The sequence below is a fragment of the Neobacillus bataviensis genome (genome assembly GCF_019969725.1).
Map to the genome: position 1 here is coordinate 339,601 of NZ_JAHXYW010000004.1, position 20,890 is coordinate 360,490.

A 20,890-nucleotide genomic window follows, 5' to 3' on the forward strand; every position below is an offset into this window, starting at 1 on the left:
TGAGAAATGAATAATAAAGAAGGTTACATATTCTGGAAGCTTGCATATGGGTTAATAGCAGATCATGGCTATAGAATTATTCAATTATTCGAGAATCAAAAAGAGCTATGGCTTGAAAAATTAGAAAATAAACATGCCCCCATTATTAGAATGCTCCTCCATGATTTAGATTGGAGTAATGCGATGCAAAGAGATATCGAGTTTACCGCGATGAATGGGGAAAGAGTTCGAAAGCAAATTGGCCGCCATGAATTACATGTTGTTAACATTTATGTCAGTCAATATCCACCTGTTGATGATTATCAATACCGCCTTTCAACTCCATATGTGAATTCAGAATCCAATAAAACAACCGTTCGTTCGATATTATTAGCAATGGATGAATATGAATCAGGGTTCCGGCAAATTTCCGCTCTGATGAAAACAGACGTTCAATTTCCCATTAAAGATGAAATAACAGAAATGGATGTTGATGCTCTTAAGAAAACGACTTTGGGGCTTGCTGTTCAAAAGGTTAATTCAGAAAAGGCTCTTTTCATGAATGGGAAACCGTTTTTTACTTATATTTTACTTATTATGCAAATTGCGGTTTTTCTCTGGCTTCAACTTCATGGTGGAAGTACAAATACTGCAACTCTAATTAAATATGGAGCCAAAATGAACCAGCTAATATACGAAGGAGAATGGTGGAGGTTTATTACTCCCGTATTTCTTCATATTGGATTTGTTCATTTGGCCATGAATTCTCTTGCGTTGTATTTTCTTGGAACGACAGTGGAACGGATATTTGGTAATGTTCGTTTTTTATTCATTTATTTGTTTGCTGGAGTAACTGGTGTTATTGCCAGTTTTATATTCAGTTATAATTTATCAGCAGGGGCAAGTGGTGCTATTTTTGGCTGTTTTGGGGCCTTGCTTTATTTCGGAGTAATCTACCCAAAATTATTCTTCCGGACCATGGGGTTTAATATAATTTTTGTCCTGGCAATCAATCTCATTTTTGGGTTCTCTTCATCAGGAATTGATAATGCTGGTCATTTGGGAGGGCTGTTCGGAGGATTCCTGGCCGCAGGGATTGTACATCTCCCTAAAAAACGCAAGATAGGTTTGCAAATATTCATTTTCATTATTTCAGCTATTATTTTATGGGGTTCTTTATATTATGGATTTAGTAATTCATCAAAGGCGATTGGTGAAAAATCTGCTATTTCGATGGCACAGGAGTATATTCATCAAGAAAAATATGATCAGGCATACGATACATTAAAGAATTTCGAAGAGTCGGGAGTCAATCCTTCTGAAAAATTATATTTAATCTTATCCTTTGTTGAATACAAGGAAAAGTTGTATCCTGATGCAAAAAATCATTTGCAAACGGTGGTAAAACTAGAACCAAATACAGCTGCAGCCTATTATTATTTGGCGCTGGTAAACTTAAATGAAAATGATATTAAGGAAGCCAAAACAAATGCAGAAAAGGCACTAAAATTAGAACCAGATAACCAGGATTTTGCAAAACTAGTCCAGTTTATCCAAGCAAATGGAGGACAGTAGGGCTTATATTTAGGCTGAGTTATAGGAAATTGTTTATTTTAAACAATGTTGATTGGAGCGCCAGGAGCGCAAATCAACAACATAGTTTAACACAGCCCTTAAATTAACCTTTGTTCAAAATATATTTCCTTGAGGAGATATGTGGCATACGGTATACTTTTTCTATAATATTTTTTTCCTCCATTAATAAATTAAGGGGATTCTAAATGAAAACGGTTTATGAAATTCAACAATTTTTAAAGAAATTTGGAACGATCATTTATATCGGAGATCGAGTCGCAGACCTAGAACTAATGGAAGCGGAATTAACGGAGTTGTTTCAAGCCCAATTAATTGAGCAAAGGGAATATCAAACAGCCCTTTTAATTTTAAGACAAGAAATACAATTTCTAAAAGAAAAAAGTCAAAGATAGGTGAGATAAATGTCAGATCAGTGGTTCGCAGGGGTTGATTTGGGTGGAACAACGACCAAAATTGCTTTTATATCAATGAATGGAGTTATCGTACATAAATGGGAAATTCCAACAGATAATTCGAATGAAGGTCAAAACATCACTTCTAATATTGCAAAATCAATCAATGAAAAACTAAATGAACTTGGTGCCAACCGAGAACAATTAATTGGAATTGGAATGGGAGCACCTGGACCAGTAGATTATGAAACAGGAATTATTTTAAATGTTGTCAACCTTGGATGGAAGGATAACTACCCGCTTAAAGAAAGCTTAGAGGCAGCAACTTCCTTGCCAGTAGTAATTGAAAATGATGCCAACTGTGCCGCATTAGGAGAAATGTGGCAGGGGGCAGGTAATGGAGCGAAGGACCTGGTTTGTGTCACCCTGGGAACTGGTGTTGGCGGTGGGGTCATTGCAAACGGAAATATTGTTCAAGGGGTTAACGGTGCTGCGGGAGAAATTGGCCATATCACCGCCATTCCTTTTGGCGGGGCTCCGTGCAATTGTGGGAAGACAGGCTGTTTGGAAACAATTGCCTCAGCAACTGGCATTGTTCGTTTGGCTAATGAAGCACTTTTAAAAGACGGATCAAATGGAGAATTAGCTGAAAAGCATGCATCAAATGGAAATATTACCGCAAAAGATGTTTTTGATTCTGCACGAAATGGTGATTTATTGGCTAAAAAGGTATTAGATGATGTTTCATTCCATTTAGGATATGTTTTGGCCAATATAGCAAACACCCTTAATCCTGAAAAAATCGTTCTGGGTGGCGGTGTATCAAAAGCTGGTGATATTTTATTGAAGTCTGTCAGAGAAAACTTTGAAAAATATGCATTCTCATCAGTAAAGGATTCTACTAAGCTAGCGGTTGCTACGTTAGGAAATGATGCTGGAGTACTTGGAGCGGCATATCTCATTAAAAATAACTTAAACCTGTAAGAGAATTAGGAAAAAGCCTGCATATATTGCAGGTTTTTTCTTTTGAAATCATTTTTTCAAATCTCTTTCATATGTTACATATAAAATGGAGGGAGATATTATGGAGATAATTGTACGCTCCGGAGATACCTTGTCATATTTGAGTAATTTGTTTATGGTACCGCTTGAACTCATTATCGATTCCAACCCGGATGTCGACCCAATACATTTAAAAGTCTCAGAAAAAATACTTTTGCCTGGATTTATTTCTGTACCATATACCATTAAAAAAGATGATACCTTTTGGAAAATTGCCCATTCTAAAAATATAGCCATTGATGCCATTCTTTTATTAAATCAAAACCTGGATTCTAAAAAGTTAATATTGGGTGAAACGATGTACTTGCCTGAAAGGATTACTAAACCCAATACATCAGCAAAAGCAGGCTGCGATTATAAGAGTTTAGTTAAAATAATTAATCATTTTCAAAAGGTATACCCATTTATAAAAGTTACTGTAATTGGAAACAGTGTACTAGGAAATTCGATTCATGAAATCCGAATTGGAAAGGGTGCTAAAAAAGTACATATGAATGCCTCTTTCCATGCGAATGAATGGATTACAACCTTGGTGCTGATGAATCTGTTAAATCAGTATCTGCTTTCATTAACAAATGGAAGCTTAATTGGAGGAAGGAATACTCTTGAACTATATCAAAATGTAGAATTGTCTATCGTTCCAATGGTTAATCCCGATGGAGTGGATTTAGTTTTAAACGGACCTCCTATTAGTTTAAGAGATGAAGTGATCAGTATGAATGAAGGTACGGATGATTTTATTCATTGGAAAGCCAATATCCGAGGAATTGATTTAAATAATCAATTTCCGGCTAACTGGGATATTTGTAAACAAAACAAGCGGCCCAAATCACCAGCGCCAAGGGACTATCCAGGAGATTTGCCGTTAACGGAACCAGAAGCTATTGCCATGGCTGATTTGGCAAAAAATAACCCATTTAATCGTGTATTAGCGTTCCATACCCAAGGGGAGGAGTTTTATTGGGGTTATGAAGGCTTTGAACCTGCTGAATCAGAGACGATTGCTAAAGAATTTGAAAAAGTAAGCGGATATGAGGCGATTCGCTATGTAAATAGCCATGCAGGATATAAGGACTGGTTTATTCAGGAGTTTAAACAGCCAGGTTTTACGTTGGAGTTAGGAAAAGGAATAAACCCCCTGCCGCTATCGCAATTTCCAGAAATATTGAAACGGGCCGAAGCAATATTTTTAGCAGCCCTTTATTTATAAATTTAATAAGCTCATTACTTGTATTGTCCGTTTATTCTCATTAAAATTAATTATCATTATAAAAAAAGCAAATGAGGGGTACAAGGAGGGGAAGATGATTCAGTTAAAGAAAATAGTGTCCTATCAAAATCATACATTGTCCATACTATTGATTGTTATGACCCTCCTTTTAAGTGCCTGCGTGAATAAAGACCCGCAGAAATCAAAGACTTCAGCTAAACCAAATAAGAGCAAAACTCCTACTACAGAACAAAGAACAGAATGGAAGCTGCCTGTTTCACCACCAGAAGGTGAATTTTACAAATTTGCAGGATGGATCTCAGATACAGAAGTCCTCTATATAACAAACGTTGAGCAGACTTCCAATGTCTATCTCTATCATTTGTTAACCGGCAAAAGTGCTTTAATTTATAAAAGTAAGTATCCAATCGTTACTGTTGAAATTAGCCCATCAAAAAATTATATATTAATTCATTCCTCTCCATCTTCGTATGAGGGCTTAGTTACAATAATCGATGCTAAGGGTTCACAAAAACTAAATGAATCATTTCCATCTCATGAGTTAGAGTTTGAGTGGAATCCATATAACGAGTCACAAGTACTCGTTACCAAATTTGCAGAGGATTGGACTTTCTCTGTTTCATTACTAGACATCGAAAATTCTAAATCAAAAGAGCTTTCCGTACCTCAGCCATTTATTAAATGGATGAATGAGGAGGAAATAGCTTTCTTAAATTGGGATGAAAATAATCCTGCTTTATTTGCTCCACTTATCGGGATGAACCTGGATAATGAAAGTGAGAAACCGATATTTCCATCAGCCATTCATTTTTCAACATTTCGCCATTTAATTATGACCGTCACGGTGAGTAAGCAGGATCAATCTAAGGCTGCCTATTCCTTCTATGATCAAAGCAAAAATGAAATATTTTCATTCTCTATCCCGCAATTAACGAATTTCTCGGATTGGTTAGTTCCTTTTTATGATTACGATGAGAATAAGGGACAATTTATCACTCTTCAACCGCTGAGTAGTGGTGAATTTGATTCTTATAGGAGTGGTTTTCAATTAGTATTATACGATGTTAAAAAGGGGAGTAAAAAAGTAATTATGGAAGGTTTAGAAAACGAGCCCATCACTATTTCACCATCCGGCGATGCCTTGTTATTTGGAAACAGTTTAGAAAATATTATCGATTTAAAAGCAAAGAAAAAATATATGATGATAAAAGAATGACATTAAAAAAAGACTGTCGGCTGACAGTCTTTTTTTAATGTGTTCCAGTAGGAAAACCGTGTTCAACGATGGTCATAACGGTAAACCAGCCAAAAACAAGAAAGGATGCTACACCCCAAAATGCCCCTAGCATATTTTTATCCTTTAGTGACCTTAATCCTCCAAATACAGCGAGCAAGGTAACGAGAGCAAAAATGATAACCAAACCCATGAGAAATCCCCCTTTATAAGTAATAAGCAGGCATGAAGCCTAAGTTTGAAAGAAAATTATGTAACAATATTATATACATTCGATTCCTATTTTATATTTTTTTCTTTCATTTGTCGAGGGCAAAAGTGACAACAATATCATATGCCCTGGCAATTTTCTGAATCAGTTCAATATTGTCCTTATCAATAAAGAAAAGAGCTGCCCCATTTTCCTTTGTTTCAAACACTAAATGCTCCTCAAATTGATACATCGCCATCTGAATGTCATTTTGATTCCCCTTGGTAATACAGAAGGGAATGATATCAGACGCAAATAGACCGCAATGGTCTACGTCTAATTCAAGTGCATAATCCTCGAAAGTTGTGCTCTTATTACCATTAGCCACAACGAATAATGGGTGAATATGTTCAAAAAGATCAACAGCCTCTAATAATTCTTGAGCGAGGTTCGCCTCCTCTTCTATAAGGTAAATAAAAAAGTTTTTAACATTCCACTTAATGTTGGTCTCTTCAAATAACAAATCATGAAATTCTGGGAAATCGGCAATTTCAAAATTAGCCTCGACTGCAAAAGCTTTTATCATTTTAGTATCCCCCTTTTAAAGGCAATTCTTCCGCCTTCTTAATTAATAGTGTAAAATAATTGTATCTCAATTCCAATTTGGAGGAACAATGAAAATGAAATGGCAGCAAATACCCTTAGGAAGTATACAGACCAATTGTTATATTGTTGAAAATCCGGATCGTGCTTGTTTAATTTTCGATCCGGGCGGTGAAGGGAAAAAACTGATCAATTTATTAACAAAGAGAGGCTTAAAGCCTGCTGCAATCCTGCTTACCCATGCGCACTTTGACCATATTGGCGCAGTAAGTGAAGTAAGAGATTTTTATAATATTCCCGTCTATATCCACAAACAGGAAGAAAAATGGCTCGGGGACCCAGCGCTAAATGGATCCTCCTTCTTTAGGTTAATTGAAGAAATTAGGGTAAATCCCGCCGATCATCTTATAAAAAATGAAGGCGTAATGAAAATCGATGATTTTGAGTTTACTGTATTACATACACCAGGTCATTCACCTGGAAGTGTTTCTTATTATTTTGAAAAAGACGGGTTTGTCATCTCAGGCGATGCTCTGTTTCAAGGCAGTATCGGCCGAACAGATCTTCCAGGCGGAAATCAGGACCAGTTGTTAAAAAGTATTCATGACAAGCTCTTAACATTGCCAGAGGAAACCTATGTATTATCAGGACATGGGCCTGCAACAACGATTGTTGATGAAATGGACGGTAATCCGTTTTTGAATGGCTTCTAAATAGAAAGACCCTTCTCATAAAGAGAAGGGTCTTTCTGGGGGATGTTCTATTCATAATAATGGGAGGGGATATTGTTAAGCTACTAACTTTACAATATAATAAAGTTTTCACTATGTCAATAGTGTTAATTCGAAGGAGCAATGATGGAAACATACTTACAGCAGCTAATTTCTAATTCACCAAGTCGTCTTATATCCTATGCTGACTTTATTGGTGCAGCCCTGTATCATCCGCAATTCGGATATTATATGAAAGATAAACAAAAAATTGGACGTCTTGGCGACTTTATTACTACGAGTAATATCTCAGACGTATATGGCAGGCTAATCGCCAAATGGTTTTCACGAATATGTAAAACAGCGAACCTTGATCCTGTATTTTGTGAAATTGGTGCAGGGAATGGCAGATTTGCTCAATCTTTCCTGCAGGAATGGCATGAAACAATCAATACTCCATTACAATACATTATTGTGGAAACAAGTCCCTTTCACCGAAACCTGCAAAAGGAATTACTAAAAAATTACCCTTCCGTGATCCAAATTGAGAACTTGATGGAGCTGAAAGCCTTTGAAGGGGTGATTTTTTCCAATGAACTCTTTGATGCACTTCCGGTTCATGTCATTGAAAAAAGTCATGGGCAGTTATTCGAGGTGATGGTCGGTTATCAAAGTGAAGATCTTGTAGAGAAAAAGATACCATTAGAAAATGAAGATATTCTCTGCTTTTTACGGGAAAGCGGTCTAGCTTTGCGAGAAAATCAACGGATAGAGATTCCTATAGAAATGGAAAAAATGTTGCAGAGTATCTCCAATGTACTTACCAAAGGATTTGTGGTAACGGCTGATTATGGATATACAAATGAAGAGTGGATGAATCCCAGAAGGGCAGAGGGAAGCTTGAGAGGATATCATCAACATCGGATGATAAATAATGTCCTAGAAAATCCAGGTGAAATGGATATTACCACGCATATCCATTTTGATTATCTTATCCAAAAAGGAGAACAATTTGGTTTACGATTCTTAACAAAACTTAGGCAGGATGAATTTTTACTTAAAACCGGTATTCTTAAGGAACTAGAGGACCATTATGACCCCAATCCTTTTTCAGAGGTTAGCAAAAGGAATAGGGCTATACGCAGTTTAATCATGCCATCGGGAATGAGTTCTTACTTTCATATTATTATTCAACTAAAAGGTCTTCATTTAAATGAAAGTGATCTATTCTCTTTATAAAAAATAAAAACGCCGGTTTTAACGGCGTTTTTATTTTTTCTTATTCTCCGCCACCCAGTGGCATCATGAACGTTGTCCAATATGTAAAGCCAGCGAAGAAAATAGTTAAATATGCTCCGAAAACATACAAATACATACGCTCGGAAAGTTTAAGATAACTTAACAGAACAAAGAATCCTGTTTGGGCTAAGAAAAGCATAGCTGTCTTATCCAAATCACCAAGATATAACATAATGGTGAAAATGCCCGTCCAGAAACCACAAACTCTGAACATGCGATCCATATGTATCCCTCCTTTTACCCTACGATACCATCATTACAATATTATAAAGAAAAGGAGGTGCAATGTAAATAATGGTTTCGAATTAGTTTGTGACAAGTGCTTGATAAGAACAGGTTTCACAACCGGAAATCATATTTTCTTTTTCAATCAACTCTACCGATTCAAAAAGAGCTCCAAACATTCCTTTTAAAAATTCATGGTGCATACTGCAAACTGTTTCCGTATGCTCTTCAGCCACTTCTTTAAAAGGACAATTGAAAATTTGAAAGTATATTTTGGTTTTTTCGCCATTTGCTTCAAATTCCGGATAGAAACCTGCGAGTGTTGCTGCACTCTTTAATATATTTAGCTTTTGCTCGAATTCTAATTCTTCATCAAGTGATCTTTTAGCCATTTCCTGCTCAATAATTTCTGCACCAAACCGTTTTCCTGTTAAGAAAAGGGCTTCTCTTCCAGCCTCCCCAAGGGAAATCATGGTTTGAATCGCAACCTTCGAAAGGAGCATATAGTCTCGATATGGAAAATGCAACTGAATAACATCATCAGATAAGCGATATAATCTGCTAGGTCTGCCGCCTTTCCCCGTTTTTTTTGTTTCGGATGCCAACATGTTGACATCTTCAAGTTTTGATAAATGCAGTCTTGCCACATTTGGATGAATATTAAAATTATCTGCCACTTCTTGAACAGTTACTTCTTGATGGCGTTTCGTAATGTATTGATAAATGTAGTACCGCGTTGGATCTGACAAAACGTTTGTAATCTTTAATGTTTGTTCCATCTCTTGTTCACCTCGGACCCCCATAATTTATTCCATTATAATACAGCAATAATAAAGAGGGAATGAGGTTAACAAGGTAAACACTATATGTTTAGAAAATGTTCACATTTATAGACTTTATATTGTAACAATATTTAAATTTGGATTGAAATTGAAGGGGAAAGTATAAAGTCAATGTGTTATTATTGGAATGTTTGTAAAAAAAGAGAAGCGGTCATGAACAACCGCTTCTTATATTTTCCTTCTTTTCTTAACTTCGGTGTATAGGATATAAGGGAGAATTCCAAACCAACGATACCAAAAGGAAGCTCTTCCGTCTTTACGTTCTTGACGTATACGTTTCCTTTCCTCTTTTGGCTGGTCTGCATATTTAACAATCGTTTGTGTCATATATTTTACATAATCATTCGTTTTCATGGACACACCTGCCTTTTTGTTCACATATAAGTATGTCCAAGATTTATTATTTCAAACAAATTAATTCATTTTTTCTACCCATTTTATTAACTTTTTTGTTCTCGTATCAAAATATCCTATCCCATAAACCGTTTCTCCAGAGTATAAGTTAAGCGTAAAATTGACCTTCTGAACATACACTAAAGGAGTTTCCGCCTGATATCCCAAATTGCCCTTTTGATAAACGAGCGTTCCTTTTAAAGGAATTGCTCCGGCTGATTGGAACAGGTTCTCAATTTTTTTCACTGTTGTGAGAAAATAATACTCTTCCTGCAGTATTGTGGCCGTTTCATGGCCCATTTTTCTTTCAGATAGTAATTGTTCAATATGGATTGAGAGAAACATAAGAAAAAGGATAAGCAGGCAAAGTGTTAAAGGATAAGCAAATCCACTTTGACTATTTTTCATGGTGCTGCATTCCAATTCAATATGGAATAAGCAATTACTGAATAATCTTTCCCTGAAAGATCCTTAACCGTTACTTTTACTGAATTGTTTTGAATGGAAAAGGAATACTGAGATACATTTTGCAGAAGAATTTCATGTCCGGTGGAATCGACCCGCCTGCGCAAATTGGATCCATATTTCTCATACTGAATCATTTCTGTGTCCTTTGTCAGGATTAATCGGCCAGAAATAACTTGGGCCTTTGTGGACAATCGGATTTCTTTTTTTATCTGATTGCAAAAAACTTCCCACTCCATAGATTGTAATTCTGCTTGCGAATCTTTACTGTTAAACAAAATTTGAAAAATAGGCATCATAAAAAAAGCTAGGACAGAAAAAATCGAAAGGGCAATGAGCACTTCGATGAGCGTAAAAGCTTTATCATTCAAGTAGGCTGCAAATTTCGGTTTGTTTATGGATTGAACTGTCATCAACTCTAACGCACACCTCCTTATACTGGCTGTTTTCAGTCCAATTGATTTTGTACTCAATGCTATTGTGATTAACTGAATAATTTAAGAAAACGGGATTATTGTTTAATTTTGCTTGTAGTTCCTCAAACATGACTTGGCGGGCCTTTTTTTCAATTTCCAGTGTTCTAGCTTGAGCTCTTATTTCGATTAATAACGGGATCAAAAACAGACAAATCATTAAAAGGGTTGAAAGCGATAATAATAGTTCCAGCAAAAAAAATCCATTATTTTTCCGTAACATAAAACCGTCCCTTTCCAATCAAAACGGTCAAGAGGTAATCTTTTTTCTGAGTGTGGATCACAAAGGAACCAAATTTATTTACATTTCCGTCCTGTAGGAATTTGAAATAAAAGGGGAGAGTTCCTACCGTGAGATTAATGTTGGTTGAATATGTTCTCTCAACTATGGGCGGGACCTCGGTTCGCAAAAACATATAATACTTATACTCACTTGGGATAAAAACTACCGATACTTCATGTTGATGTGAGATGGCATAGTTCTGAGCATAATATAAGTCTGCCTTCAATTGGGTAAAAAATGCTGCATCTTCTAATACAGCATGCTGTGGTTTTAAAGAAATGGCTGTCACTAGGGAAAGAATCATAAAGATGGAGAGAACGACCAAGGACTCAGCTAAGGTAAATCCTTTTTGGTTGTTTATCATGATGAGGCAACGGAAACATTTCCTGCAGCATCGATGACAACATTCTTGCCGTTAGGACAACCTTGATTTTCTTTTAAATATCCTGCTGTTTCCAGTTCAGCCAGGGTAGGAACATCGTTATGTTCCATTTCGTAAGCCTGAACCTGGGCTTGAACCATTTTTACATAAGCATCACAGCCTTTGTTATTGATATTCGAATTATGTTTTGTGACATTCGGAATCGTAATCATTAATATTACTGATATTACGAGCATAACAATCATCATTTCAATTAAGGTAAATCCCTTTTCGTTTTTCATTTTTTTAAAGTTCATTTTAATAACCTCCATTTTTTAAATTCCATCCATTAGATGAAACATTGGTAATAAAATAGATAGATACATCGACACAATAAGAAGTCCAATAAATAAGTAAAGAATTGGTTGAATGGTTTTTAAGCTTTTTTCAATTAATTCCTCCATGATTGACACGCAATGCTTGCTGAAAAAAAGCAATTCCTGCTCTAATTTTCCATTTTCTTGGCCATGCTTCATAATCATTGGAAATTCTTTTTCAAAAAACGAAAAAGTTGCAATAATCGTCTCCAATTTTTCTCCGGTGACAAGCTTTGATTTAATTGTTTTACCCAGTTCACTATAAAAGGGCTGTTTTTCATTTTGCTCAAAAAGTACAAGAGCTTCTGAAACTGAAATTCCGCCGGATAAAAGGAAACTTAATTGAATGGAAAAGTAGTGGGTAAACAGCAATTTGAGGATTCTGCCAGCAATAGGTATCCGAACAAGAAGTTCCCGTTGCTTTAGGATAGAGTATTTTCGGAAGATGAAGACGTAGTAGATTGCTGTTAAGAATAACAGGACAAGCAATGTCTCAATATAGACAGGAAAATAATGATCAAAGGCGTAGATGACCCTAGTAAAGAAATTTGCTTCAAGGCCAAGCGATGTAAACAGGGTTGTAAATCTTGGGAGAAGGGTATTTTCTATAAACACAAAGAGGAACCCAGTGATCAGGATTAAAACAAAAGGATATTGAAGAAGTTTTATCAGCTTATGTAAATCCTTATTCTTCAATTGTGCAAGGCTGCTTCCCTCGAGCAGGGCTTCCGCGAAGCTTCCATGCTGTTCAGCAAAATAAACATAACCAATTAAGTCTTTGTGAAATCCTAGTTTGTCCAGTGCATCATGAAAAGGCAAACCTCTTTTTAACTCTACTAAACAATCATATAATTCCTCCTTTCTAGACTTAGGTAAATGTAATGATATGGACTCAATTGCAGCTGCAATTGGATACCCCCTGGCTAAAAGTTCACCAATTCTCTTTAAAAAGGCGGCTTGTTCGTTAACTGACCATTTACGTTTTTTCATGATCGTATACCAGCCGGTCATATTCAGATTCTTGTATATAACCAAGGGCAATGCCCTTTTTAATCACATCTTTAATTGTCCGATAATGTGTTTCAATGTTCTCACCTTTTGCCGCTTTCATGGTATTGCTTAAATTTCTTCCTGATAACAGTTCAAAAACGCTGGCTCTTTTCCATCTTCCATCTGAATAACATAATGGTGAACAATCTCCCTCACAATAGGGGCAGGTTAGCTCAACTAATCTTTGCCCTGTAACGGCAATTAATGTCTGCTCCACCTCTAACCAATTGACACCGAATTCTCTGAGGCGGTAAACCGCACCTCTGGCATCCCTTGTATGCATCGTGCTAAGAACCAAATGCCCAGTGAGAGCTGCTCTAACGGCAATTTTAGCTGTTTCGGCATCCCTGATTTCCCCAACCATGATAATATCAGGGTCATGACGAAGAATGGCCTTTAAACCGGCTGCATAAGTGACGCCGGCTTTTTCATTGACCTGTACCTGCAGAACGGAGTCGTAGTTTTTTTCTATTGGGTCTTCAAGGGTGATGACATTGCGATGAAATAGGTGGGCAGTTTCATTCAAAAGGGAGTAAAGTGTGGTCGTTTTGCCGCTGCCAGTTGGACCTGTGAAAATAATTAATCCATGAGCATGTTTGAGAAGTGCTAGCAGTTTTCTAGTCATAGAAGGGAAGAGTGAGAGCTGATGAAAAGGAATTTGTTCCTGCTGGGGTAATAGCCGGATCACAAGACTTTCTCTGTTGTTAGATGGAAGAGTGGAAAGCCTAAGGCCCATTAATTGTCCGTCGACCTCGCAAAAAATGGCTCCGCTTTGCGGGCGTCTTCTTTCTCCGATATCCATATTGGCTGTAAATTTAAAGTGTGAGATTAATCTGTCGCATTCTTCTTTTGGAAGTGATAATCGGGGAATGAGCTTGTTGGTTAAACGAATCTGGACAAGAGTGTCTTTCTTCCGTGGAATAATATGTATATCTGTTGCCTGGTTTCGGGCTGCATCTGTGATGATCCTGTTTGCTAAAATTTCAATTGAGCTAACAATGGGTAACACCACCTTTTTAATTTGTCTTTAATTAAATTTCGACATGATTCTCTCTTTTCCTCTTAAAATTTTTAAAAAAATATTTTTTTGTAAAAATATTTGAAGAGGGTGTCAGGCACCATGTGAAATTTTCACATGGTGCCTGACACCCTAGGATTAGATTGCTTTTTCAGTTAAGTAGAAAAGCCCGCCATTGATGAAGGAAATGTTTATTTTTGGTTCGTATTGTTCTTTTAACGCCTGTTTCTCCGTTTCATAGCTTTCGTTTTCTTCTTCGGCATCTTCATAGAAATGGTCTAAAAGACGTAAATCCTGTTCCCAGCGCTTTCTCGCGTCATCGGCCCAAGAATGGTCATCCTCCTCAATCATCGATTTAAGGTAATTCTCAATTCTTGACATCCCGCTTTTCGGCTTCACTAATGGTGATAGGGTAAAAGAGTAATCCGGTATTTTAGGTGTAAGCGATATTTTCTGAAGCCGATCATGGAAATCCTCCACCATTTGCCCATTAATCAGCTGTAAGCCAATAGACTTAAAAATATCTCGTTTCCGATCACATTGATAAGAAATTTTAACATTCATACAGAGCCAAGGCATTAATGGAGTTTGGCTGCTGCCATGTTGATGGTTTTCATAAAGCCGTATGTAACTGGCTAAATTTTTCGTTGATTCAAATATTTGGTGGAGCCGAGGGGAGCCGAAATGAATAATCTCCCCTCTCATATTTTCAGGTGCCGCTTTTTGATTAGTAATAAACGTCAGCTTCATCGGATTCGGAATGCCGCCCGTTTTTTCTAAATAATGCCAGTAAAAAGGGCGATTCATTAAGGCTTTATCGAGTTCAATCGTCAACTGAACCGTTAAATATCCCGGCTTATTTTCGACAATCGGACAATCATTGGCTTTAAAATAATTGAAAAGAAAACTATGAATTTCCTGCTGCTGCATGTGAATCTCCTTTCTTCATACTTTCTGCAAATTCAATCATCGATGATAAATTTTCCATTTTGATCCGCATTTCACCCTCTGAAGCGGACTGTCCAAATATATCAATTAAATGATCCTCAATATTGCCGAATTCCAGTTTCGTGAGAATATCATCGAGCTCGCCGATCACCTTCTCAAACAAATGAATTTTTTCATACAATAGCTTGAGAATATGCTCCTCGACCGTGTTTTTTATCGCGAAATTGTAGATCATGACATCTTTTTCCTGCCCAAGGCGATGAATCCGTCCAATCCGCTGCTCCAGTCTCATCGGGTTCCATGGCAAATCAAAGTTAATGATATGATTACAGAATTGCAGGTTAATTCCTTCACCGCCTGCTTCCGTTGCAATTAACACCTGGGCGTGTTTTTGAAACAATTCACGCATCCAGTCTTTTTTACCGCGCTTAAACCCGCCGCGAAAAGGAACAGAAGAGATTCCATGCTGCTTTAAATACCATTGCAAATATAACTGGGTTGCTCGGTATTCCGTAAAAATAATGACTTTGTCATTCACTTTTTGAATTAACTCGAGCGCCTTTTCTGCCTTTGAATTTTGCTGAACTGCTTCCACCTTTTTAATCAAATATTGGATTTGTTCTTCAAAAGCCTGTGTAGGATTTTCTTTCTTTTGCAGCATATTTTTTAATGTGTAAAAAACAGCTTCTCTGCTGCTGCAAGCTTCCCGCTGCAGGGTCATGACTGAGAAAGCACTGGTCTGGACCCAGTCACCTTCGCTTTTTAGGTCAGTAATCGACATATACAGTTCTTTTTCAGGTTGTGTAAATTCGATGGGAATTGTTTCAACATGTCGTTTCGTCCATTCAATTCCTGTATCAGCACGGCGGTTTCGAATCATCACTTTATTGACCAGCTCTTTTAAACGCTCGTCATCATTTAAGGATCGAGAATCGCGTTTGTATTTTTCATAGAATGCGGTTTCGCTGCCTAAATGACCTGGTTTAAGGAGCGAAACAAGGTTAAAAATTTCCTCAATCCTATTTTGAATGGGAGTGGCCGTCAACAATAAACAAAATTTCTTTTTTAGATTTTGAACAAATTCATAGTTTTTCGTTTTATTATTTTTCAATTTATGGGCTTCATCGATAATGATAAGGTCATAATCCTGCTGGTAAATAATGTCCCGATGCGGATTCCGCTTCGCTGTGTCAATCGAAGAAACCACCACATCGCACTGTTCCCATACATAGCTTTTCCTTTGGGTGATGGCAGGGATAAAAAACTTGCTATTAAGTTCAATGGCCCATTGGGTAACTAATGAAGCGGGAACAAGGATCAATACTTTTTTTACCAGTCCACGAATCATGTATTCTTTTAAAATCAAGCCGGCTTCAATCGTCTTACCGAGTCCGACTTCATCGGCAAGAATCGCCTTGCCATTCATGTTTTCAATTACTTGCTTAGCGGTTTCAAGCTGGTGAGGAAGCGGTGTTAAATTAGCCAGATGATTCGGTGCCTGAAGGCCCTCGAATTCAGGGATGACAAGGTGTTTTTCAACCCCAATAGCCAGTTTAAAAAGCTCCCAATTTCCCCAAGGACCATCGTTGTCAATTCTATGCAAAAAATCATCCTGCCATGAGGAATCAAATTCAATTTCGACAGACATCGTTTCAGCTCCTTTTCCTGCAAAAGTTCCTACAAAAGTTATTGCTCAATGTAATGTTTTAATGGTAGGATGATAATAGCTTTGAAAGTTTTAAATATTTTAATAAGGTAATTTATTTTAGAAGTATAATTAGTATGACCAAAATGGAAAATATTATAAATGCGAATGATAACAAGGGGAGAGACTACTTTGTAGCGCCGAAGGAGCAAGCAGACCATGTGAATCTCTCAGGCAAAAGAACTCTTGTTTGACGCAGCTCTGGAGAGTGCTGTATAGATTGGGCAGCCACCAAAGGGGAAAGCCATTCTTAGGTTAAACTTTCAGGTGCAAGGACAGAGACCTTCTTTCGTTTAAAGGGAGGTTTCTGTCCTTTTTTATGTTTTCCTTTGTCAAAATACTTTTTTAAATGCAAAATCAGAATAATATTTTTCCTGATTTTGTTAATGGGTTAATCTCTGTTAAAGAGTCAATTTTTACGAATAATGAACATGTAAAAGATTGAAGGGGGATTTATGATGACTGAATTGAAACGTACTCCGCTGTTTGACGTTTATAAGGAATACGGCGGTAAAACGATTGATTTCGGAGGCTGGGAACTGCCTGTCCAGTTTTCAAGCATTAAGGAAGAACATGAAGCCGTAAGAACAAAAGCTGGATTATTTGATGTTTCCCATATGGGGGAAGTAGAAGTAAAAGGTGCTGACAGCTTAAATTATTTACAAAAAATGATGACAAACGATATTTCAAAAATTAAAAACGGCGGCGCCCAATACACAGCAATGTGCTACGAAAATGGCGGTACAGTTGATGATCTGCTCGTTTATAAAATCGAAGATAATCACTATTTATTGGTTGTGAATGCATCCAATATTGAAAAGGATTATAAATGGCTTGAAGAACATTTAGAGGGCGATGTCAGCCTGGAAAACCTTTCTGAAAAAATGGCACAGCTCGCCGTTCAGGGACCTCTTGCTGAAAAGGTACTGCAAAAGCTTACAGATACTGATTTAAGTGGTGTTGGCTTTTTCAAATTTCAGCAGGAAGTGCTCATAAATGGAAAAAAGGCGCTTGTATCTAGAACCGGCTATACAGGTGAAGATGGTTTTGAGGTTTATTGTGATTCTTCAGAAGCCGCACTGCTTTGGAAAGAAATTTTAAAAGCAGGAGAGGAAGAAGGAATTCTCCCGTGTGGATTAGGAGCGCGCGATACTCTTCGTTTCGAAGCGGTGTTAGCACTCTACGGCCAAGAGTTATCAGCGGAAATTTCTCCGCTGGAAGCCGGAATTGGATTTGCGGTGAAATTAACTAAAGAAGCAGATTTCATCGGGAAAGAAGCATTAAAGCAGCAAAAAGAAAAAGGCCTCCCAAGAAAATTGGTTGGTATCGAAATGATTGACCGCGGAATTCCGCGTCACGGCTATCCAGTCTATAAAGGTGAAGAATTAATCGGAGAGGTTACGACTGGAACTCAGTCTCCAACCTTAAAGAAAAATATTGGTCTTGCCTTAATTAAGACAGAATTTGCTGGTCTTGAATCAGAGGTAGAAGTGGAAATTCGCGGTAAACGCCTGAAAGCTACAGTAGTTCCAACACCTTTTTATAAAAGAGAAAAGAAATAACAGAAGGGAGCTAGGTTTATGAAACATCGTTATTTACCAATGACTGAACAAGATAAGAAGGCTATGCTTGAAACGATTGGTGTTTCCTCCGTTGATGAGCTGTTTAGTGATATCCCTGAAAAAGTGAGATTTAAAGGTGAATATAATATAAAAGCAGCAAAATCAGAAACGGCATTAATGAAAGAACTATTTAATATGGCAAGCCGTAATGCAGACCTAAAAAGAAATGTTTCTTACTTAGGTGCCGGCGTTTATGACCATTACATGCCTGTAATTGTAGACCATGTCATTTCCCGGTCAGAATTCTATACAGCCTATACACCATATCAGCCAGAGATTTCACAAGGTGAACTTCAAGCCATTTTTGAATTCCAAACAATGATTTGTGAATTAACAGGAATGGATGTAGCTAACTCTTCGATGTATGATGGTGGAACAGCTCTTGCAGAAGCAGCAATGCTAAGTGCGGGTCATACAAAGCGCAAGACGATTGTTGTATCAAGTGCGGTACATCCAGAGTCCCGTGAAGTATTAAAGACCTATGCAAAGGGTCAATATCTTGACGTTGTAGAAGTTCCTGTAAAAGACGGTGTCACTGATGTTGAGGCTTTAAAAGGATTGGTGAATTCCGAAGTTGCTGCTGTTATCGTCCAATATCCGAATTTTTTCGGCAGAATCGAACCTTTGAATGAACTTGAAGAAATCATTCATGAACATAAAGCGATGTTTGTTGTTTCAAGCAATCCATTATCACTTGGAGTTTTGACACCTCCAGGGAAATTTGGTGCAGATATTGTGATTGGCGATGCACAGCCGTTCGGAATTCCAACTGCCTTTGGCGGACCACACTGCGGATTTTTTGCTGTAACAACTAAATTAATGCGTAAAGTACCAGGACGACTCGTTGGACAGACAACCGATGACCAAGGCCGCCGCGGTTTTGTATTAACCCTTCAGGCGCGTGAACAGCATATACGTCGTGATAAAGCGACTTCCAACATTTGTTCGAACCAGGCGCTTAATGCGCTTGCTGCGTCGGTTGCCATGACGGCTCTTGGTAAAAAAGGCGTTCGAGAAATGGCTGCATCCAACTTACAGAAGGCGCACTATGCGAAAAATGCCTTTAAAGAAGCAGGGGTTGAAGTTATTTTCGATGGCCATTCATTTAATGAATTTGTGGTCAAACTAAATAAGCCTGTTAAAGAAGTCAATCAACAGCTCTTACAAAAAGGAATCATTGGCGGTTATGATTTAGGCCGTGATTATCCTGAGCTGTCTAACCATATGCTTATTGCGGTTACGGAGCAAAGAACGAAGGAAGAAATTGATACACTAGTGAAAGAATTGGGGGATTTGCATGCATAATCAAGATCAAGCGCTCATTTTTGAACTAAGCACACCCGGACGAATTGGTTACAGCCTTCCGGAAATGGATGTTCCGGAAGCAGATCTAAATGGTCTTCTCCCAGAAGGATACTTACGTGTTGATGAACCGGAGCTTCCTGAAGTATCTGAGCTTGATATCATGCGCCATTATACTGCCCTATCAAGAAGAAATCATGGGGTAGATTCTGGCTTTTATCCGCTTGGCTCTTGTACTATGAAATATAATCCAAAAATCAATGAAAATGTTGCCCGCTTTAACGGTTTTGCCCATGTGCATCCATTGCAGGACGAAAGCTCTGTCCAAGGCGCACTAGAGCTATTGTATGACTTGCAGGAGCATTTAATTGAAATTACGGGAATGGACGAAGTAACCCTTCAGCCGGCTGCAGGTGCCCATGGTGAATGGACAGGATTAATGATGATCCGTGCTTATCATGAAGCGAATGGGGATTTGAAGCGTACGAAAGTAATCGTTCCTGACTCTGCGCACGGTACCAACCCGGCCTCTGCCACAGTTGCAGGTCTTGAGACGATTACCGTTAAATCGAATGAAAATGGTCTTGTTGACCTTGAGGATCTAAGAAGAGTTGTTGGGGAGGATACAGCTGCTTTAATGTTGACCAACCCAAATACACTAGGACTATTTGAAGAAAATATCCTTGAAATGGCTGAGATTGTGCACGAAGCTGGTGGTAAGCTTTACTATGACGGCGCGAACTTAAACGCGGTTTTATCTAAAGCAAGACCAGGTGACATGGGCTTTGACGTTGTTCACTTAAATCTTCATAAGACCTTTACCGGCCCTCACGGAGGCGGCGGACCAGGTTCTGGTCCTGTTGGGGTTAAGGCTGACTTAATTCCGTTCCTGCCAAAACCGGTAATCGCGAAACGCGGTGAAGAGTATGTTCTTGATTATGACCGTCCACAATCAATCGGACGTGTAAAGCCATATTACGGAAACTTTGGCATTAACGTTCGTGCCTATACTTATATCCGTTCCATGGGTCCAGACGGCTTAAAGGCGGTAACAGAATATGCAGTTCTAAATGCGAACTACATGATGAGAAGACTTGCTGAATATTATGATCTTCCGTTTGATAGACATTGTAAACATGAATTTGTCTTAAGCGGCCGCCGTCAGAAAAAGTTAGGCGTGCGTACCCTTGATATTGCGAAGCGCCTGCTTGATTTCGGCTACCATCCGCCAACCATTTACTTCCCGTTAAATGTGGAAGAGTGTATTATGATTGAGCCGACAGAAACTGAATCAAAGGAAACCTTGGATTCTTTCGTCGATATCATGATCCAAATTGCCAAAGAAGCAGAAGAAAATCCAGAGGTTGTTCAAGAGGCGCCGCACACAACTGTGGTAGGTCGCCTGGACGAAACTACCGCTGCTCGGAAACCAGTATTAAAATACCAAAAGGCATAATAAGTTTAGGGATGATTCGTTTGTGAATCATCCCTTTTTGTTGGGAAAAATATGTTTTAATGTCCAAAGTTCAC

Annotated in this window: 24 protein-coding genes and 1 riboswitch; of the genes, 10 read left to right on the plus strand and 14 right to left on the minus strand. The window is 38.0% G+C overall.

The window, feature by feature from the left end; genetic code table 11:
- Positions 1-6: 6 nt before the first annotated feature.
- From LC455_RS12965 to LC455_RS12985, 5 genes are all read left to right on the plus strand, one after another.
- Entirely contained in the window at positions 7-1,554 is a 1,548-nt protein-coding gene (locus tag LC455_RS12965) for a rhomboid family protein (protein WP_223591381.1), read from the plus strand.
- Positions 1,555-1,760: 206 nt separating this feature from the next.
- Positions 1,761-1,967, plus strand: coding sequence for a YqgQ family protein (locus LC455_RS12970; protein ID WP_223591383.1), 207 nt, complete (start codon positions 1,761-1,763; stop codon positions 1,965-1,967).
- A 9-nt stretch (positions 1,968-1,976) separates the two neighbouring features.
- Positions 1,977-2,951 carry an ROK family glucokinase gene (locus LC455_RS12975; protein ID WP_223591385.1) on the plus strand — a complete coding sequence of 325 codons (975 nt, stop codon included), beginning with the start codon at positions 1,977-1,979 and terminating at the stop codon, positions 2,949-2,951.
- A 100-nt stretch (positions 2,952-3,051) separates the two neighbouring features.
- The gene (locus LC455_RS12980; RefSeq protein WP_223591386.1) at positions 3,052-4,239 is read left to right on the plus strand and encodes a M14 family metallopeptidase; all 1,188 of its coding nucleotides are present in this window, start codon (positions 3,052-3,054) and stop codon (positions 4,237-4,239) included.
- 94 nt (positions 4,240-4,333) lie between these two features.
- Positions 4,334-5,476: a hypothetical protein gene (locus LC455_RS12985; RefSeq protein WP_223591388.1), complete on the plus strand. Its 1,143-nt coding sequence runs from the start codon at positions 4,334-4,336 to the stop codon at positions 5,474-5,476.
- 34 nt (positions 5,477-5,510) lie between these two features.
- Here LC455_RS12985 and LC455_RS12990 read toward each other — a convergent pair whose 3' ends face one another.
- Together LC455_RS12990 and LC455_RS12995 are read right to left on the minus strand one after the other, a co-directional pair.
- Positions 5,511-5,687, minus strand: a complete 177-nt coding sequence (locus tag LC455_RS12990) for a DUF2759 domain-containing protein (protein WP_223591389.1) — start codon at positions 5,685-5,687, stop codon at positions 5,511-5,513.
- 106 nt (positions 5,688-5,793) lie between these two features.
- Complete coding sequence (locus LC455_RS12995; RefSeq protein ID WP_223591390.1) at positions 5,794-6,270, minus strand: hypothetical protein; 477 nt, start codon at positions 6,268-6,270, stop codon at positions 5,794-5,796.
- A 94-nt stretch (positions 6,271-6,364) separates the two neighbouring features.
- Here LC455_RS12995 and LC455_RS13000 point away from each other — a divergent pair, with 94 nt between their 5' ends.
- A complete protein-coding gene (locus LC455_RS13000) occupies positions 6,365-7,000 on the plus strand; it encodes an MBL fold metallo-hydrolase (protein WP_223591658.1) in 636 nt (211 codons plus the stop codon).
- Positions 7,001-7,144: 144 nt separating this feature from the next.
- Positions 7,145-8,236: a class I SAM-dependent methyltransferase gene (locus tag LC455_RS13005; protein WP_223591391.1), complete on the plus strand. Its 1,092-nt coding sequence runs from the start codon at positions 7,145-7,147 to the stop codon at positions 8,234-8,236.
- Between the two features lie 40 nt (positions 8,237-8,276).
- Here LC455_RS13005 and LC455_RS13010 read toward each other — a convergent pair whose 3' ends face one another.
- The 12 genes from LC455_RS13010 to LC455_RS13060 form a co-directional block, all read right to left on the minus strand.
- The gene (locus LC455_RS13010; RefSeq protein WP_223591392.1) at positions 8,277-8,519 is read right to left on the minus strand and encodes a DUF2626 domain-containing protein; all 243 of its coding nucleotides are present in this window, start codon (positions 8,517-8,519) and stop codon (positions 8,277-8,279) included.
- Between the two features lie 82 nt (positions 8,520-8,601).
- Positions 8,602-9,300, minus strand: a complete 699-nt coding sequence (locus LC455_RS13015) for a helix-turn-helix transcriptional regulator (RefSeq protein ID WP_223591393.1) — start codon at positions 9,298-9,300, stop codon at positions 8,602-8,604.
- Between the two features lie 231 nt (positions 9,301-9,531).
- Positions 9,532-9,717 carry a YqzE family protein gene (locus LC455_RS13020; protein WP_223591394.1) on the minus strand — a complete coding sequence of 62 codons (186 nt, stop codon included), beginning with the start codon at positions 9,715-9,717 and terminating at the stop codon, positions 9,532-9,534.
- 60 nt (positions 9,718-9,777) lie between these two features.
- Complete coding sequence (comGG, locus tag LC455_RS13025; RefSeq protein ID WP_223591396.1) at positions 9,778-10,164, minus strand: competence type IV pilus minor pilin ComGG; 387 nt, start codon at positions 10,162-10,164, stop codon at positions 9,778-9,780.
- The gene (gene comGF / locus LC455_RS13030; protein ID WP_223591659.1) at positions 10,161-10,634 is read right to left on the minus strand and encodes a competence type IV pilus minor pilin ComGF; all 474 of its coding nucleotides are present in this window, start codon (positions 10,632-10,634) and stop codon (positions 10,161-10,163) included. The genes comGG and comGF overlap by 4 nt, the downstream gene beginning before the upstream one ends.
- Positions 10,585-10,917 carry a competence type IV pilus minor pilin ComGE gene (comGE, locus tag LC455_RS31415; RefSeq protein WP_317851434.1) on the minus strand — a complete coding sequence of 111 codons (333 nt, stop codon included), beginning with the start codon at positions 10,915-10,917 and terminating at the stop codon, positions 10,585-10,587. Before comGE ends, comGF begins: the two co-directional genes overlap by 50 nt.
- Entirely contained in the window at positions 10,901-11,341 is a 441-nt protein-coding gene (comGD, locus tag LC455_RS13035) for a competence type IV pilus minor pilin ComGD (protein ID WP_223591397.1), read from the minus strand. Before comGD ends, comGE begins: the two co-directional genes overlap by 17 nt.
- The gene (gene comGC, locus LC455_RS13040; RefSeq protein ID WP_317851435.1) at positions 11,338-11,655 is read right to left on the minus strand and encodes a competence type IV pilus major pilin ComGC; all 318 of its coding nucleotides are present in this window, start codon (positions 11,653-11,655) and stop codon (positions 11,338-11,340) included. The genes comGD and comGC overlap by 4 nt, the downstream gene beginning before the upstream one ends.
- An 18-nt stretch (positions 11,656-11,673) precedes the next feature.
- On the minus strand, positions 11,674-12,705 hold the full coding sequence (gene comGB / locus LC455_RS13045) for a competence type IV pilus assembly protein ComGB (protein WP_223591398.1): 1,032 nt from the start codon (positions 12,703-12,705) through the stop codon (positions 11,674-11,676).
- Positions 12,692-13,774, minus strand: a complete 1,083-nt coding sequence (gene comGA, locus LC455_RS13050) for a competence type IV pilus ATPase ComGA (protein ID WP_317851436.1) — start codon at positions 13,772-13,774, stop codon at positions 12,692-12,694. Before comGA ends, comGB begins: the two co-directional genes overlap by 14 nt.
- Before the next feature lie 147 nt (positions 13,775-13,921).
- On the minus strand, positions 13,922-14,713 hold the full coding sequence (locus tag LC455_RS13055; protein ID WP_223591400.1) for a YqhG family protein: 792 nt from the start codon (positions 14,711-14,713) through the stop codon (positions 13,922-13,924).
- Positions 14,691-16,379, minus strand: coding sequence for a DEAD/DEAH box helicase (locus LC455_RS13060; RefSeq protein WP_223591401.1), 1,689 nt, complete (start codon positions 16,377-16,379; stop codon positions 14,691-14,693). The genes LC455_RS13055 and LC455_RS13060 overlap by 23 nt, the downstream gene beginning before the upstream one ends.
- A gap of 165 nt (positions 16,380-16,544) precedes the next feature.
- Positions 16,545-16,632: riboswitch (glycine riboswitch) on the plus strand.
- Between the two features lie 262 nt (positions 16,633-16,894).
- Between LC455_RS13060 and gcvT the strand changes: the two genes are divergently transcribed.
- From gcvT to gcvPB, 3 genes are read left to right on the plus strand one after another with little or no spacing between them, the layout of a single operon-like run.
- Entirely contained in the window at positions 16,895-17,998 is a 1,104-nt protein-coding gene (gene gcvT / locus LC455_RS13065) for a glycine cleavage system aminomethyltransferase GcvT (RefSeq protein ID WP_223591402.1), read from the plus strand.
- An 18-nt stretch (positions 17,999-18,016) separates the two neighbouring features.
- Entirely contained in the window at positions 18,017-19,363 is a 1,347-nt protein-coding gene (gene gcvPA / locus LC455_RS13070; RefSeq protein WP_223591403.1) for an aminomethyl-transferring glycine dehydrogenase subunit GcvPA, read from the plus strand.
- Positions 19,356-20,816, plus strand: a complete 1,461-nt coding sequence (gcvPB, locus tag LC455_RS13075) for an aminomethyl-transferring glycine dehydrogenase subunit GcvPB (RefSeq protein ID WP_223591405.1) — start codon at positions 19,356-19,358, stop codon at positions 20,814-20,816. Before gcvPA ends, gcvPB begins: the two co-directional genes overlap by 8 nt.
- Positions 20,817-20,890: the final 74 nt, after the last annotated feature.

What these genes read in the sequence shown, in the direction of transcription:
- gcvPA (WP_223591403.1), top strand. Translation starts at nt 18,017, where the DNA reads ATGAAACATCGTTATTTACCAATGACTGAACAAGATAAGAAGGCTATG.
- LC455_RS13015 (WP_223591393.1), bottom strand. Translation starts at nt 9,300, where the DNA reads ATGGAACAAACATTAAAGATTACAAACGTTTTGTCAGATCCAACGCGG.
- comGF (WP_223591659.1), bottom strand. Translation starts at nt 10,634, where the DNA reads ATGACAGTTCAATCCATAAACAAACCGAAATTTGCAGCCTACTTGAAT.
- LC455_RS13055 (WP_223591400.1), bottom strand. Translation starts at nt 14,713, where the DNA reads ATGCAGCAGCAGGAAATTCATAGTTTTCTTTTCAATTATTTTAAAGCC.
- comGD (WP_223591397.1), bottom strand. Translation starts at nt 11,341, where the DNA reads ATGATAAACAACCAAAAAGGATTTACCTTAGCTGAGTCCTTGGTCGTT.
- LC455_RS13010 (WP_223591392.1), bottom strand. Translation starts at nt 8,519, where the DNA reads ATGGATCGCATGTTCAGAGTTTGTGGTTTCTGGACGGGCATTTTCACC.
- comGC (WP_317851435.1), bottom strand. Translation starts at nt 11,655, where the DNA reads ATGAACTTTAAAAAAATGAAAAACGAAAAGGGATTTACCTTAATTGAA.
- comGE (WP_317851434.1), bottom strand. Translation starts at nt 10,917, where the DNA reads ATGTTACGGAAAAATAATGGATTTTTTTTGCTGGAACTATTATTATCG.
- LC455_RS12990 (WP_223591389.1), bottom strand. Translation starts at nt 5,687, where the DNA reads ATGGGTTTGGTTATCATTTTTGCTCTCGTTACCTTGCTCGCTGTATTT.
- LC455_RS13005 (WP_223591391.1), top strand. Translation starts at nt 7,145, where the DNA reads ATGGAAACATACTTACAGCAGCTAATTTCTAATTCACCAAGTCGTCTT.
- comGB (WP_223591398.1), bottom strand. Translation starts at nt 12,705, where the DNA reads ATGAAAAAACGTAAATGGTCAGTTAACGAACAAGCCGCCTTTTTAAAG.
- LC455_RS12985 (WP_223591388.1), top strand. Translation starts at nt 4,334, where the DNA reads ATGATTCAGTTAAAGAAAATAGTGTCCTATCAAAATCATACATTGTCC.
- gcvPB (WP_223591405.1), top strand. Translation starts at nt 19,356, where the DNA reads ATGCATAATCAAGATCAAGCGCTCATTTTTGAACTAAGCACACCCGGA.
- LC455_RS12965 (WP_223591381.1), top strand. Translation starts at nt 7, where the DNA reads ATGAATAATAAAGAAGGTTACATATTCTGGAAGCTTGCATATGGGTTA.
- gcvT (WP_223591402.1), top strand. Translation starts at nt 16,895, where the DNA reads ATGACTGAATTGAAACGTACTCCGCTGTTTGACGTTTATAAGGAATAC.
- comGG (WP_223591396.1), bottom strand. Translation starts at nt 10,164, where the DNA reads ATGAAAAATAGTCAAAGTGGATTTGCTTATCCTTTAACACTTTGCCTG.
- LC455_RS12970 (WP_223591383.1), top strand. Translation starts at nt 1,761, where the DNA reads ATGAAAACGGTTTATGAAATTCAACAATTTTTAAAGAAATTTGGAACG.
- LC455_RS13020 (WP_223591394.1), bottom strand. Translation starts at nt 9,717, where the DNA reads ATGAAAACGAATGATTATGTAAAATATATGACACAAACGATTGTTAAA.
- LC455_RS12975 (WP_223591385.1), top strand. Translation starts at nt 1,977, where the DNA reads ATGTCAGATCAGTGGTTCGCAGGGGTTGATTTGGGTGGAACAACGACC.
- LC455_RS13060 (WP_223591401.1), bottom strand. Translation starts at nt 16,379, where the DNA reads ATGTCTGTCGAAATTGAATTTGATTCCTCATGGCAGGATGATTTTTTG.
- LC455_RS12980 (WP_223591386.1), top strand. Translation starts at nt 3,052, where the DNA reads ATGGAGATAATTGTACGCTCCGGAGATACCTTGTCATATTTGAGTAAT.
- LC455_RS12995 (WP_223591390.1), bottom strand. Translation starts at nt 6,270, where the DNA reads ATGATAAAAGCTTTTGCAGTCGAGGCTAATTTTGAAATTGCCGATTTC.
- LC455_RS13000 (WP_223591658.1), top strand. Translation starts at nt 6,365, where the DNA reads ATGAAATGGCAGCAAATACCCTTAGGAAGTATACAGACCAATTGTTAT.